The organism is Burkholderia sp. BCC1977 (genome assembly GCF_905339595.1).
Lineage (GTDB): Bacteria > Pseudomonadota > Gammaproteobacteria > Burkholderiales > Burkholderiaceae > Burkholderia.
The window spans coordinates 37,334-49,321 of sequence record NZ_CAJPGQ010000007.1 but is presented as its reverse complement, the minus strand read 5'-3'; the positions used below and the strand labels follow the sequence as shown (position 1 = coordinate 49,321).

At 67.1% G+C, this 11,988-nt stretch carries 10 protein-coding genes; 3 read left to right on the top strand and 7 right to left on the bottom strand.

The features are described from left to right. Positions 1–7 precede the first annotated feature (7 nt). The 7 genes from U5771_RS08425 to rpsB form a co-directional block, all read right to left on the bottom strand. On the bottom strand, positions 8–1,204 hold the full coding sequence (locus U5771_RS08425) for a 1-deoxy-D-xylulose-5-phosphate reductoisomerase (RefSeq protein ID WP_322023538.1): 1,197 nt from the start codon (positions 1,202–1,204) through the stop codon (positions 8–10). Between the two features lie 15 nt (positions 1,205–1,219). Then, positions 1,220–2,041: a phosphatidate cytidylyltransferase gene (locus U5771_RS08420; protein ID WP_322023537.1), complete on the bottom strand. Its 822-nt coding sequence runs from the start codon at positions 2,039–2,041 to the stop codon at positions 1,220–1,222. Further along, on the bottom strand, positions 2,035–2,817 hold the full coding sequence (gene uppS, locus U5771_RS08415; protein WP_322023536.1) for a polyprenyl diphosphate synthase: 783 nt from the start codon (positions 2,815–2,817) through the stop codon (positions 2,035–2,037). Before uppS ends, U5771_RS08420 begins: the two co-directional genes overlap by 7 nt. 49 nt (positions 2,818–2,866) lie before the next feature. Continuing rightward, a complete protein-coding gene (gene frr / locus U5771_RS08410; RefSeq protein ID WP_122945702.1) occupies positions 2,867–3,427 on the bottom strand; it encodes a ribosome recycling factor in 561 nt (186 codons plus the stop codon). Between the two features lie 91 nt (positions 3,428–3,518). Continuing rightward, positions 3,519–4,232 carry a UMP kinase gene (gene pyrH / locus U5771_RS08405; RefSeq protein WP_011885142.1) on the bottom strand — a complete coding sequence of 238 codons (714 nt, stop codon included), beginning with the start codon at positions 4,230–4,232 and terminating at the stop codon, positions 3,519–3,521. A 156-nt stretch (positions 4,233–4,388) separates the two neighbouring features. Beyond that, entirely contained in the window at positions 4,389–5,270 is an 882-nt protein-coding gene (gene tsf / locus U5771_RS08400; protein WP_322023535.1) for a translation elongation factor Ts, read from the bottom strand. A 162-nt stretch (positions 5,271–5,432) separates the two neighbouring features. Then, a complete protein-coding gene (rpsB, locus tag U5771_RS08395) occupies positions 5,433–6,179 on the bottom strand; it encodes a 30S ribosomal protein S2 (protein WP_132024724.1) in 747 nt (248 codons plus the stop codon). Between the two features lie 379 nt (positions 6,180–6,558). Here rpsB and map point away from each other — a divergent pair, with 379 nt between their 5' ends. Genes map through U5771_RS08380 form a run of 3 tightly spaced genes read left to right on the top strand, consistent with a single transcriptional unit; the run spans position 6,559 to position 11,965 of the window. Further along, positions 6,559–7,374 carry a type I methionyl aminopeptidase gene (gene map, locus U5771_RS08390; protein ID WP_006752148.1) on the top strand — a complete coding sequence of 272 codons (816 nt, stop codon included), beginning with the start codon at positions 6,559–6,561 and terminating at the stop codon, positions 7,372–7,374. 42 nt (positions 7,375–7,416) lie between these two features. Beyond that, the gene (locus U5771_RS08385; protein WP_322023534.1) at positions 7,417–9,993 is read left to right on the top strand and encodes a [protein-PII] uridylyltransferase; all 2,577 of its coding nucleotides are present in this window, start codon (positions 7,417–7,419) and stop codon (positions 9,991–9,993) included. 16 nt (positions 9,994–10,009) lie between these two features. Then, on the top strand, positions 10,010–11,965 hold the full coding sequence (locus U5771_RS08380) for a pseudouridine synthase (protein ID WP_322023533.1): 1,956 nt from the start codon (positions 10,010–10,012) through the stop codon (positions 11,963–11,965). The last annotated feature ends 23 nt before the right edge of the window (positions 11,966–11,988 follow it).

The window sequence follows — 11,988 nt, the reverse complement described above, 5'->3', positions numbered from 1 at the left end:
ACCTCATTCAGACAGTGCGCTCCACGCGTGGCGCAGGCGCTTTCGCAATGATCTCGGCGGCGAGGCGGCGTGCCTCGGCATCCGCCGCAAGGACGTCGTCGAGCCCGTTCGGGTTGCGGTTCGGCAGTGCGTTGAGCACCGCATCGACCGTCGCCGCGATCGCCATGAAGCCGATCCGGCGCTCGAGAAACGCTTCGACCGCGATTTCGTTCGCCGCGTTCAATGCGGCGCTCGCGATACCGCCCTCTTCAAGCGCCTTCAGCGCAAGCGCGAGGCACGGGAAGCGCGTGTAGTCGGGCTTCTCGAACGACAGCTGTGCGATCTGCGCGAGGTCGAGCTGGTCGACCCCCGCGTCGACGCGCTCCGGGAACGCCAGCGCGTGCGCGATCGGCGTGCGCATGTCGGGGTTGCCGAGCTGCGCGAGCACCGAGCCGTCGCGGTAAGACACGAGCGAATGGATCACGCTCTGCGGGTGAATCAACACGTCGATCCGGTCGCCCGGCAGGCCGAAGATCCAGTGCGCCTCGATCACTTCGAGACCCTTGTTCATCATCGTCGCGGAATCGACGGAAATCTTGCGGCCCATCACCCAGTTCGGGTGCTTGCAGGCCTCGTCCGGCGTCACGTCGACGAGCGTGGCCGGCTCGCGCGTGCGGAACGGGCCGCCCGACGCGGTCAGGATGATCTTCGAGATCCCGCCGTGCTCGTTCTCGTCGCGCGGCATGCACTGGAAGATCGCGTTGTGTTCGCTGTCGACCGGCAGCAGGATCGCGCCATGGTCGCGCACGGCGTCCATGAAGATCGCGCCCGACATCACGAGCGATTCCTTGTTCGCGAGCAGGATGCGCTTGCCGGCGCGCGCGGCCGCGAGGCTCGGCGCGAGGCCGGCCGCGCCGACGATCGCCGCGACGACCGTATCGCAGCCGTCGCTGTTCGACACGTCGACCAGCGCCTGCGGCCCGTGCAGCACCGTGGTCTTGCTGCCCGCCGCGCGCAGTTTCGCCTCGACGTGCGCCGCCGTGTTCGCATCGCCGACCACCGCGACTTCGGGTGCGAAGCGCAGGCACTGCTCGACGAGCTTGTCGCCGTTGCGGTGCGCGGTCAACGCGTAGACCGAGAAACGCTCGGGATGGCGGGCGACCACGTCGAGCGTGCTGTCTCCGATCGAGCCCGTGGAACCGAGCAGTGTCAGACGTTTTTGCATAACAGAAATAGTGGTTTAACCAAGCAGCAGCATGGCGAGCGGCAGCACCGGCAGCAGCGCGTCGACGCGGTCGAGCACGCCGCCGTGACCGGGCAGCAGGCCGCTCGAATCCTTCACGCCCGCCTGACGCTTGAGTAGCGACTCGAACAGGTCGCCGATCACGCTGTACGCCACCAGCAGCGTCAGCGCGGCCCACGCGCCGGGCATCCCGTAGCGCGTCGCGAATGCGGAAAACAGGGTCGGCTCGAACCCGTGCGCGGCCATCGCGATGCCCGCGACGACCATCACGGCGAGCCAGCCGCCGATCGCGCCTTCCCAGCTCTTCCCGGGACTGATCGTAATAGCGAGTTTACGCTTTCCGAAGGCCTTGCCCGCGAAATATGCGCCGATATCGGCCAGCCAGACGACCAGCAGCAGCGACAGCACGAACGGAACGCCCTGCGCACGCGCCGCGACGACCGCGTGCCAGCAGGCCGCGAACACCACGAGCCCGGCCGCGAGCAGGAACGGCCGCCATACGCCGCCCGCGAGTTCCGGCTTGCGCCGCAGCGAGAACGGGCCGACCAGCAGCCAGAATACGCCGGCCGCCATAAAAAGGGGACGGGACGAAGCGGCATCGACGCCGAGCGGCGCGGTCGCCGCGAGCGCCAGCGCCGCGACGATCGCGTAGACGACGGAACCGGTCGCGCCGAGCTTCAGCAGGCGCGCCCATTCCCACGCGGCGAACACGAGCACGACACCGATCAGCGCGCCGAACGCGGCGAGCGGCGCGAACAGCGTCACCGGCAGCAACACCGCCAGCATCACGACCGCCGTGATCACACGGGTTTTCAGCATGAAAGGGAATCGGCGTTCTGCGATTGCGGTTCGAGCTGCGCGCTGGTGCGCCCGAAACGGCGCTCGCGCTCGGTATACGACGCGATCGCGTCGGCCAGCGCCGCGCCGTCGAAGTCCGGCCAGTATTTGTCGGTGAAATAGAATTCGGCGTACGCGAGCTGCCACAGCAGGAAATTGCTGACGCGCTGCTCGCCGCCGGTGCGGATGAAAAGATCGGGCTCCGGCGCATAGGCCATCGCCAGATGCGGCGCGAACGCGTCTTCGGTCACCTCGACCTCGCGGCCCTCGCGCACGGCCTGCTCGACGAGTTTCTTCGTCGCCTGCAGGATGTCCCAGCGGCCGCCGTAGTTCGCGGCGATCGTCAGGGTCAGGCGGGTGTTGCGCGCCGTCTTGGTTTCGGCGCGGCGGATCAGTTCGCGGATGCGCGGCTCGAAACGCTCGAGATCGCCCACCACCCGCAGGCGGATCCCGTTCGCATGCAGCTTGCCGATCTCGCGCTCGAGCGCGGTGATGAACAGGCGCATCAGGAACGACACTTCGTCGTTCGGCCGGCGCCAGTTTTCCGAACTGAACGCGAACAGCGTCAGGTATTCGACGCCGGCGCGCGCGCAGCCTTCGACCACCGCCCGCACGGCGTCCACGCCGCGGGTGTGCCCCGCGACGCGCGGCAAGCGGCGTTCGGTCGCCCAACGGCCGTTGCCGTCCATGATGATCGCGATATGACGCGGCACGGCGCCGACGTCAGGCACGCGAACGGTAGAGCTGGTATAGGTCATGGCCGTTGAGACAGTAATGCGGGAAGAAGGCGGCGCGCGAGGACGGTCGTCAGACCGTCATGATCTCGGCTTCCTTGGTCTGCACGAGCTTGTCGATTTCGGCGACGTGCTTGTCGGTCAACTTCTGCACGTCGTCGCTCGCACGGCGCTCGTCGTCTTCCGAGATTTCCTTGTCCTTCACGAGCTTCTTGAGCGCTTCGTTCGCGTCGCGGCGCAGGTTGCGGATCGCGACCTTGGCCGTTTCGCCCTCGCCCTTCACGACCTTGGTCAGCTCGCGGCGGCGCTCTTCCGTCAGCGCGGGCATCGGCACGCGGATCAGATCGCCGGACGTTGCCGGGTTCAGGCCGAGATCGGCTTCGCGAATGGCCTTCTCGACCTTCGCCACCATCGGCTTTTCCCACGGCTGCACACCGATCGTGCGTGCGTCGACGAGCGTCATGTTGGCAACCTGCGAGATCGGCACCATCGACCCGTAATAGTCGACCTGCACGTGATCGAGCATGCCGGTGTGCGCACGGCCCGTACGGATCTTCGCCAGATCGCTCTTGAATGCATCGATCGAGCGCTGCATCTTTTGCTCGACGCCCTTCTTGGTATCAGCGACACTCATTTCAACCTCCGAACCTTCAAACCTTCAAAGAACGCGGGCCCCGCCCGGCGCATCTTGCGCGCCGCGGCCGATGACCCGCATCCGCGGGAGTTTACACGTGGACGAGCGTACCTTCGTCCTCGCCCAGCACGATACGCTTGAGCGCGCCCGGCTTGTTGATCGAAAACACGCGGATCGGCAGCTTCTGGTCGCGGCACAGCGCGAAGGCCGTCGCGTCCATCACCTGCAGATTGCGGCTGATCGCCTCGTCGAAGCTGATCGTCGTGTAGCGCGTGGCCGACGGATCCTTCTTCGGATCGGCAGAATATACGCCATCGACCTTGGTCGCCTTCAAAACGACCTCGGCGCCCACTTCCGAACCACGCAGCGCGGCAGCCGTGTCCGTCGTGAAGAACGGGTTGCCCGTGCCGGCCGCGAAGATCACGACCTTGCCTTCCTCGAGCTGGCGGATCGCGCGGGGCCGGATGTACGGCTCGACGACCTGGTCCATGCGCAGCGCGGACTGCACGCGCGCGACGATGCCGGCGTGGCGCATCGCGTCCTGCAGCGCCAGCGCGTTCATCATCGTCGCCAGCATCCCCATGTAGTCGGCCGTCGCGCGGTCCATGCCGGCCGCGCCGCCCGCGACACCGCGGAAAATGTTACCGCCGCCGATCACGACCGCGAGCTGCGTGCCGAGACCCACGACTTCGGCGATATCCGCCACCATCCGTTCGATCGTCGCGCGATTGATGCCGAAGGCATCGTCGCCCATCAGCGCTTCGCCGGAGAGTTTGAGGAGGACGCGTTTATAGGCATTGGACATAGGGGCTTCCGAGCGACGAGAGGATGACAACCACGAACTGTAGGGGCGAAATACTGATTCGGGCAAGCGCCGACGGTCGGACCGGGGTTCCCGGCCGGCCGGCGGCGCCGCCGGCCGCGGCGGAGCGGACGCCCGCCGCGGATACTGCCTGACTGCTTACTGCTGCTTTGCTGCTGCGACTTGCGCGGCCACTTCGGCGGCGAAGTCGTCCTGGCGCTTCTCGATGCCTTCGCCGACGACGAACAGCGCGAACTTCTGCACTGCCGAATCCGCTGCCTTCAGCATCTGCTCGATCGTCTGCTTGTCGTTCTTCACGAACGTCTGGTTCAGCAGCGACACTTCCTTCAGGTACTTCTGGACGCTGCCGTCGACCATCTTCGCGACGATTTCAGCCGGCTTGCCCGATTCGGCAGCCTTCTGCTCGGCGACGCGGCGTTCCGTCTCGATCAGTTCCGCCGGCACGTCGGCCGACGACAGCGCGACCGGCTTCATCGCGGCGATGTGCATCGCGACGTCCTTGCCGACCTGCTCTTCAGCACCCGTGTACTCGACGATCACGCCGATACGCGCGCCGTGCAGGTACGTTGCGATCTTGTTCGCGGTTTCGAAACGGACGAAACGGCGGATCGACACGTTCTCGCCGATCTTGCCGATCAGGGCCAGACGGACTGCGTCGACCGTCGAACCTTCGAGCGGCAGTGCCGACAGTGCTTCCACGTCGGCCGGGTTTTGCGTCGCGACGAGTTCTGCAACCGTCTTCGAGAATGCGAGGAAGTCGTCGTTCTTCGCGACGAAGTCGGTTTCGCAGTTCAGTTCGACCAGCGCGCCTGCGTTGCCGCCGACGAACGATGCGACGACGCCTTCGGCCGTCACGCGCGATGCCGCCTTGCTCGCCTTGTTGCCGAGCTTGACGCGCAGCAGCTCTTCAGCCTTGGCCAGGTCGCCGTCGGCTTCCGTCAGCGCCTTCTTGCACTCCATCATCGGTGCGTCGGTCTTTGCGCGCAGTTCTGCCACCATGCTTGCGGTAATTGCCGCCATCATTCGCTCCTTGAGTCTGTATTCACAACGCCGCCCGCTTGGACGCGAACGGCCGAAAATCGTTTCCGGACCCGCGCCGATTCGGCGCGATCAGGTCCGGCGCACAAGCTTAAAAAAAGGGGGCCTGTTGAGAGCCCCCTTTTTGCGCCGGCTCGGGGCCAGTTACGCGTTTTCCTCGACGTACTCGTCGTCGCCACCGCTGCGCACTGCCTGGACCACTTCGTTGACCGCGTTCGCACGGCCTTCGAGGATCGCGTCGGCCACGCCTTCGGCGTACAGCGCGACTGCCTTGCTCGAGTCGTCGTTACCCGGGATCACGTAGTCCACACCTTCCGGCGAGTGGTTCGTATCGACCACGGCGATGACCGGCACGCCCAGCTTGTTCGCTTCCGTGACGGCAATCTTGTGGTAGCCGACGTCGACGACGAAGATTGCGTCCGGAATGCCGCCCATGTCCTTCACGCCGCCGATCGACTTCTGCAGCTTCGCGATTTCGCGTTCGAACAGCAGCGCTTCCTTCTTGCTCATCTTCTCGGTTTCGCCCGATTCGACGGCCGCTTCCATGTCCTTCAGGCGCTTGATCGACACCTTCAGCGTCTTGAAGTTCGTCATCATGCCGCCGAGCCAGCGTGCGTTGACGTACGGCATGCCCGCACGTTGCGCTTCCTGGGCGATCGTGTCACGCGACTGGCGCTTCGTGCCGACGAACAGGATCGTGCCGCGGTTCGCTGCCAGCTGGCGCACGTACTTCTGTGCGTCCGTGAACATCGGCAGCGTCTTTTCGAGGTTGATGATGTGAATCTTGTTGCGGTGACCGAAAATGAACGGAGCCATCTTCGGGTTCCAGAAGCGCGTCTGGTGACCGAAGTGGACACCCGCTTCCAGCATTTGGCGCATCGTGACTGCCATGTAAATTCTCCACGAGGGTTGGGTCTTAAGCCGGCTGCCGTACCGCCGCGCGAACGCGCCCCGAAGGACCTTCGTTCCGCGCGGCCGGCACCCTGGTTGCGCCGGCTTGCGATTCGGCACGTGCGAAAATGCCCGTGCCGCAAGTCTTTCATCGCCATGCCGCCCCACGACGGGGCAGGTTCGGCATTTGGATGTCGACTTAGCCAAAGAGTATAGCACGCCGATTTGTCGGCTCTCAAGTCGCCCGCCACTTTCGCTTGCCGCGCGGCAGCCGGCCGGACAATCCGCGAAAACCCGCATCGGCACCGCCGGCAGGGGCTGCGAGGCCCGCCATAAGGTGCGATAATCCGTCAATTCACCGCATTCCAGGCATACCTCGATGGCTATTACGCTCAAAAACGAACACGACATCGCCGAGATGCGCGTCGCCTGCCGTCTCGCGAGCGAAGTGCTCGACTTCATCACGCCGCACGTCGTCGCGGGCGTCACGACCGCCGAACTCGACCGGCTCTGTCACGAATTCATGCTCAACGAACAGGGCACGATCCCCGCGCCGCTGAATTATCAGCCGCCCGGCTATCCGCCGTACCCGAAGGCCACCTGCATTTCGGTCAACGACGTGATCTGCCACGGCATTCCGGGCGAGAAGGTGATCAAGAACGGCGACGCGCTGAACATCGACGTCACCGTGATCAAGAACGGCTACTTCGGCGACACCAGCCGGATGTTCATCGTCGGCGAAGGCTCGATCCTCGCGAAGCGTCTCGTGCAGACCACCTACGAGTGCATGTGGCTCGGCATCGACCAGGTCAAGCCCGGCGCGCACCTCGGCGACATCGGCTACGCGATCCAGAAGCACGCGGAAGCGCAGGGCTACAGCGTCGTGCGCGAATACTGCGGGCACGGCATCGGCACGGTGTTCCACGAAGATCCGCAGGTCGTCCACTACGGCCGTCCGGGCACCGGCATCGAGCTGAAGGCCGGGATGATCTTCACGATCGAGCCGATGATCAACGCCGGCAAGCGCGACATCCGCACGATGCCCGACCAGTGGACGGTCAAGACGCGCGACCGCAGCCTGTCCGCGCAGTGGGAGCACACGGTGCTCGTCACCGAGACGGGCTACGAGGTGCTGACCGTATCGGCCGGCACGCCGGCACGCCCGGTGTTCGCGCAACCGGCCGCCGCGGTCTGAGCGCCGCCGCGCCAGCCCGCCCCCAAACCTGAACGGCCGCCCATGAACGCTCACGCCGCCCCCTCGCCCGAAGCGCTGTCGCGGCGCGCCGAATTCAAGGCCGCCAAGGCCGGCATGCTCGAGCGCTTTCGCAGCGCGACCAACGTCGCGTCGCTGATGCACGCATTGTCGAAACTCACCGACGATGCGCTCAAGCGCGTGTGGGACGACTGCGGGTTGCCCGCGACGCTTGCGCTCGTCGCCGTCGGCGGCTACGGGCGCGGCGAGCTCGCGCCCCACTCCGACGTCGACATCCTCGTGCTGCTGCCCGATGCGCACGACCCGGCGCTCGACGCGCGCATCGAGCGCTTCATCGGGATGGCGTGGGATCTCGGCCTCGAGATCGGCAGCAGCGTGCGCACGGTTGCCCAATGCATCGAGGAAGCGTCGCAGGACGTCACCGTGCAGACCTCGCTGCTCGAGGCGCGCCGCATCGTCGGCAGCACCGCGCTGTTCGAACGCTTCACCGTGCGGTATCACGAGGCGCTCGACGCGCGCGCGTTCTTCACCGCGAAGGTGCTCGAGATGCGCCAGCGCCACGCGAAGTTCCAGGACACGCCGTACAGCCTCGAGCCGAACGTGAAGGAAAGCCCCGGCGGGCTGCGCGACCTTCAAACGATCCTGTGGATCGCGCGCGCGGCCGGCTTCGGCAGCAGCTGGCGCGAACTCGACACGCGCGGCCTCATCACCGATCGCGAGGCGCGCGAGCTGCGCCGCAACGAAGGATTCCTGAAGACGCTGCGCGCACGGCTGCACGTGATCGCCGGCCGCCGCCAGGACATGCTCGTGTTCGACCTGCAGACGCAAGCCGCCGAGAGCTTCGGCTACCGGCCGACGCAGGCCAAGCGCGCGAGCGAGCAGCTGATGCGCCGCTACTACTGGGCCGCGAAAGCGGTCACGCAGCTCGCGACGATCCTGATCCAGAACATCGAGGCGCAGCTGTTCCCCGCGACGAGCGGCATCACGCGCGTGCTGTCGCCCGATCGCTTCGTCGAGAAGCAGGGCATGCTCGAGATCGTCGACGACGGCGTGTTCGAGCGCCATCCCGACGCGATCCTCGAAGCGTTCCTGCTGTACGAGACGACCCGCGGCGTGAAGGGCCTGTCCGCCCGCACGCTGCGCGCGCTGTACAACTCGCGCGAGATCATGAACAACACGTGGCGGCGCGATCCGCAGAACCGCCGCACGTTCATGCAGATCCTGCAGCAGCCCGAAGGCATCACGCATGCGTTCCGGCTGATGAACCAGACGAGCGTGCTCGGCCGCTACCTGCTGAATTTCCGCCGCATCGTCGGCCAGATGCAGCACGACCTGTACCACGTGTACACGGTCGACCAGCACATCCTGATGGTGTTGCGCAACATCCGCCGCTTCGCGGTGGCCGAGCATGCGCACGAGTACCCGTTCTGCAGCCAGCTGATCGGCAATTTCGAGCGCCCGTGGGTGCTGTATGTCGCGGCGCTGTTCCACGACATCGCGAAGGGCCGCGGCGGCGACCACTCGACGCTCGGGATGGCCGACGCGCGGCGCTTCTGCCGCGAGCACGGGATCGCCGGCGACGATGCGGCGCTGATCGTATGGCTCGTCCAGCATCACCTGACGATGAGCCAGGTCGCGCAGAAGCAGGACACGAGCGACCCCGAAGTCATCAAGCGCTTCGCCGAAGTCGTCGGCAACGAACGGTACCTCACCGCGCTCTACCTGCTGACCGTCGCCGATATCCGCGGCACGAGTCCGAAGGTGTGGAACACGTGGAAGGGCAAGCTGCTCGAGGACCTGTACCGCATCACGCTCGCGGTGCTCGGCGGCGCCAATCCCGACGCGCATTCGGAACTGAAGTCGCGGCAGGAGCAGGCGCTCGCGCTGCTGCGCCTCGAGACCGTGCCCGACGACGCGCACCGCGCGCTGTGGGATCAGCTCGACATCGGCTTCTTCCTGCGTCACGACGCGGCCGACATCGCATGGCAGACCCGCGTGCTGTACCGCCACGTGAACGCCGAGACCGCGATCGTCCGTGCGCGGCCGTCGCCGATCGGCGACGCGCTGCAGGTGCTCGTGTACGTGAAGGACCGCCCCGACCTGTTCGCGGGCATCTGCGCGTACTTCGACCGCAACGGGCTGTCGGTGCTCGATGCGCGCGTCAGCACGACACGGCACGGCTATGCGCTCGACAACTTCATCGTCACGCAGACCGAACGCGACGTGCGCTACCGCGACATCGCCAATCTCGTCGAACAGCAACTCGCGACACGCCTTGCCGAAACCGCGTCGCTGCCGGAACCGTCCAAGGGCCGCCTGTCGCGGCTGTCCCGGACGTTTCCGATCACGCCGCGCGTCGACCTCCGGGCCGACGAGCGCGGCCAGTACTACATCCTGTCCGTGTCCGCCAACGACCGGCCGGGCCTTCTCTATTCGATCGCGCGCGTCCTGGCCGAGCATCAGGTCGGCGTCCACGCGGCGCGGATCAATACGCTCGGCGAACGCGTCGAGGACATCTTCCTGCTCGACGGTGCCGGCCTGTCCGACAACCGCCTGCAGATCCAGCTCGAAACCGAATTGCTGCGCGCGATCGCAGTCTGAATGAATCCCAGCGTTTATGCGCACCAAATTAACCGTCAAGAATCCGAAGCCGGCATCGCCGACCCGCGCCCCTGTCCGCTCCGGCAGCCTCGTTGCCCGCAAGGCGGTGCGCCCCGCCGCGCCGCCCGCGTCCGACAAGCCCGCGCGCCCAAAGAAGGCCGCCGCACCGGCAGCCGCGGGCGAACGCGCGTTCAAGCCGCGCGGCGAGGGTCCCGGTGCGGATCGCGCGCCGGCGAAGCGCGCGCCGCGTGACGGCGGTGCCGAACGCGGCTATCGCAGCGACAACGAGGCGCGGCCGCGTCGCGCAGGCGCCGAAGGCGGCGCGCGCGCGCCCTATCGCGACAAGGCAGCCGGCGAAGGCACGAAGCGCAGCTTCGGCGAGCGCCGTACGCCGTCCGACCGTCCGGCACGTCGCAGCGACGACGAGGCACGCCCGCGCCGTGCAGGCGCCGAAGGCGGCGCACGCGCACCGTATCGCGACAAGGCAGAGGGCTACGGCGAGAAACGCAGCTTCGGCGAACGCCGTACGTCGTCCGATCGTCCGGCACGTCGCAACGACGACGATGCACGTCCGCGCCGTGCAGGCGCCGAAGGCGGCGCACGCGCACCGTATCGCGACAAGGCAGAGGGCTACGGCGAAAAACGCAGCTTCGGCGAGCGCCGCACGCCGTCCGACCGTCCCGCACGTCGCGGCGACGACGAGGCACGCCCGCGCCGCGCAGGTGCCGAAGGCGGCGCACGCGCGCCCTATCGCGACAAGGCGGCCGGTGAAGGTGAAAAGCGTGGCTTCGGCGACCGCCGCGCGTCATCCGACCGCCCGGCGCGTCGCAACGACGACGATGCGCGGCCGCGCCGCGCAAGCGCCGAAGGCGGCGCACGTGCCCCCTACCGCGACAAGGCCACCGGCGATGCACCGAAGCGCAGCTTCGGCGAACGCAGCACGTCGTCCGACCGCCCCGCGCGCCGCGGCGACGACGACGCACGCCCGCGCCGCGCAGGTGCCGAAGGCGGTGCACGCGCGCCCTATCGCGACAAGGCGGCCGGCTACGGCGAGAAGCGCAGCTTCGGCGAACGCCGTACGTCGTCCGACCGCCCGGCTCGCCCCGCACGCGACGGCGAGCGCAGCAGCACCGAACGCCGCTCGACCGGCGCCGCGCTGAAGAGCGCCCAACCGGTCAAGCGCCGCGCCGCCGACGTCGACCACGGCGACGAAACGGGCCTGATGCGCCTGTCGAAGCGCATGTCCGAACTCGGCCTGTGCTCGCGCCGCGAAGCCGACGAATGGATCGAGAAGGGCTGGGTGCTCGTCGACGGCGAACGCATCGACACGCTCGGCACCAAGGTCCGCCCGGACCAGAAGATCGAGATCGACGAGCGCGCGAGCGCCGCGCAAGCCGCCCAGGTGACGATCCTGCTGCACAAGCCGGTCGGCTACGTGTCGGGGCAGGCGGAAGACGGCTACGAGCCCGCGTCGGTGCTGATCACGCGCGCGAACCAGTGGAGCGGCGACCGCTCGCCAGTACGCTTCTCGCCGCAGCACCTGCACGCGCTCGCGCCGGCCGGACGGCTCGACATCGATTCGACCGGCCTGCTCGTGCTGACGCAGAACGGCCGGATCGCGAAGCAGCTGATCGGCGAGCAGTCGGACATCGACAAGGAATACCTGGTGCGCGTGCGCTTCGGCGAACGGCTGATCGACATCGATCAGCACTTCCCCGCCGAATCGCTCGCGAAGCTGCGCCACGGCCTCGAGCTCGACGGTGTCGCGCTGAAGCCGGCGATGGTGAGCTGGCAGAACGGCGAACAGCTGCGTTTCGTGCTGCGCGAAGGCAAGAAGCGCCAGATCCGCCGCATGTGCGAACTGGTCGGTCTCGACGTGATCGGCCTGAAGCGCGTGCGGATGGGCCGCGTGATGCTCGGCGCGCTGCCGCAAGGGCAATGGCGCTACCTGTCGGCCGACGAGTCGTTCTGACAGCCCGTCAGCCCGTTCTGACA

Bases quoted from the DNA above. Each gene is read 5' to 3' on its own strand.
- U5771_RS08425 (WP_322023538.1), bottom strand. From the start codon at position 1,204: ATGCAAAAACGTCTGACACTGCTCGGTTCCACGGGCTCGATCGGAGAC.
- U5771_RS08420 (WP_322023537.1), bottom strand. From the start codon at position 2,041: ATGCTGAAAACCCGTGTGATCACGGCGGTCGTGATGCTGGCGGTGTTG.
- uppS (WP_322023536.1), bottom strand. From the start codon at position 2,817: ATGACCTATACCAGCTCTACCGTTCGCGTGCCTGACGTCGGCGCCGTG.
- frr (WP_122945702.1), bottom strand. From the start codon at position 3,427: ATGAGTGTCGCTGATACCAAGAAGGGCGTCGAGCAAAAGATGCAGCGC.
- pyrH (WP_011885142.1), bottom strand. From the start codon at position 4,232: ATGTCCAATGCCTATAAACGCGTCCTCCTCAAACTCTCCGGCGAAGCG.
- tsf (WP_322023535.1), bottom strand. From the start codon at position 5,270: ATGGCGGCAATTACCGCAAGCATGGTGGCAGAACTGCGCGCAAAGACC.
- rpsB (WP_132024724.1), bottom strand. From the start codon at position 6,179: ATGGCAGTCACGATGCGCCAAATGCTGGAAGCGGGTGTCCACTTCGGT.
- map (WP_006752148.1), top strand. From the start codon at position 6,559: ATGGCTATTACGCTCAAAAACGAACACGACATCGCCGAGATGCGCGTC.
- U5771_RS08385 (WP_322023534.1), top strand. From the start codon at position 7,417: ATGAACGCTCACGCCGCCCCCTCGCCCGAAGCGCTGTCGCGGCGCGCC.
- U5771_RS08380 (WP_322023533.1), top strand. From the start codon at position 10,010: ATGCGCACCAAATTAACCGTCAAGAATCCGAAGCCGGCATCGCCGACC.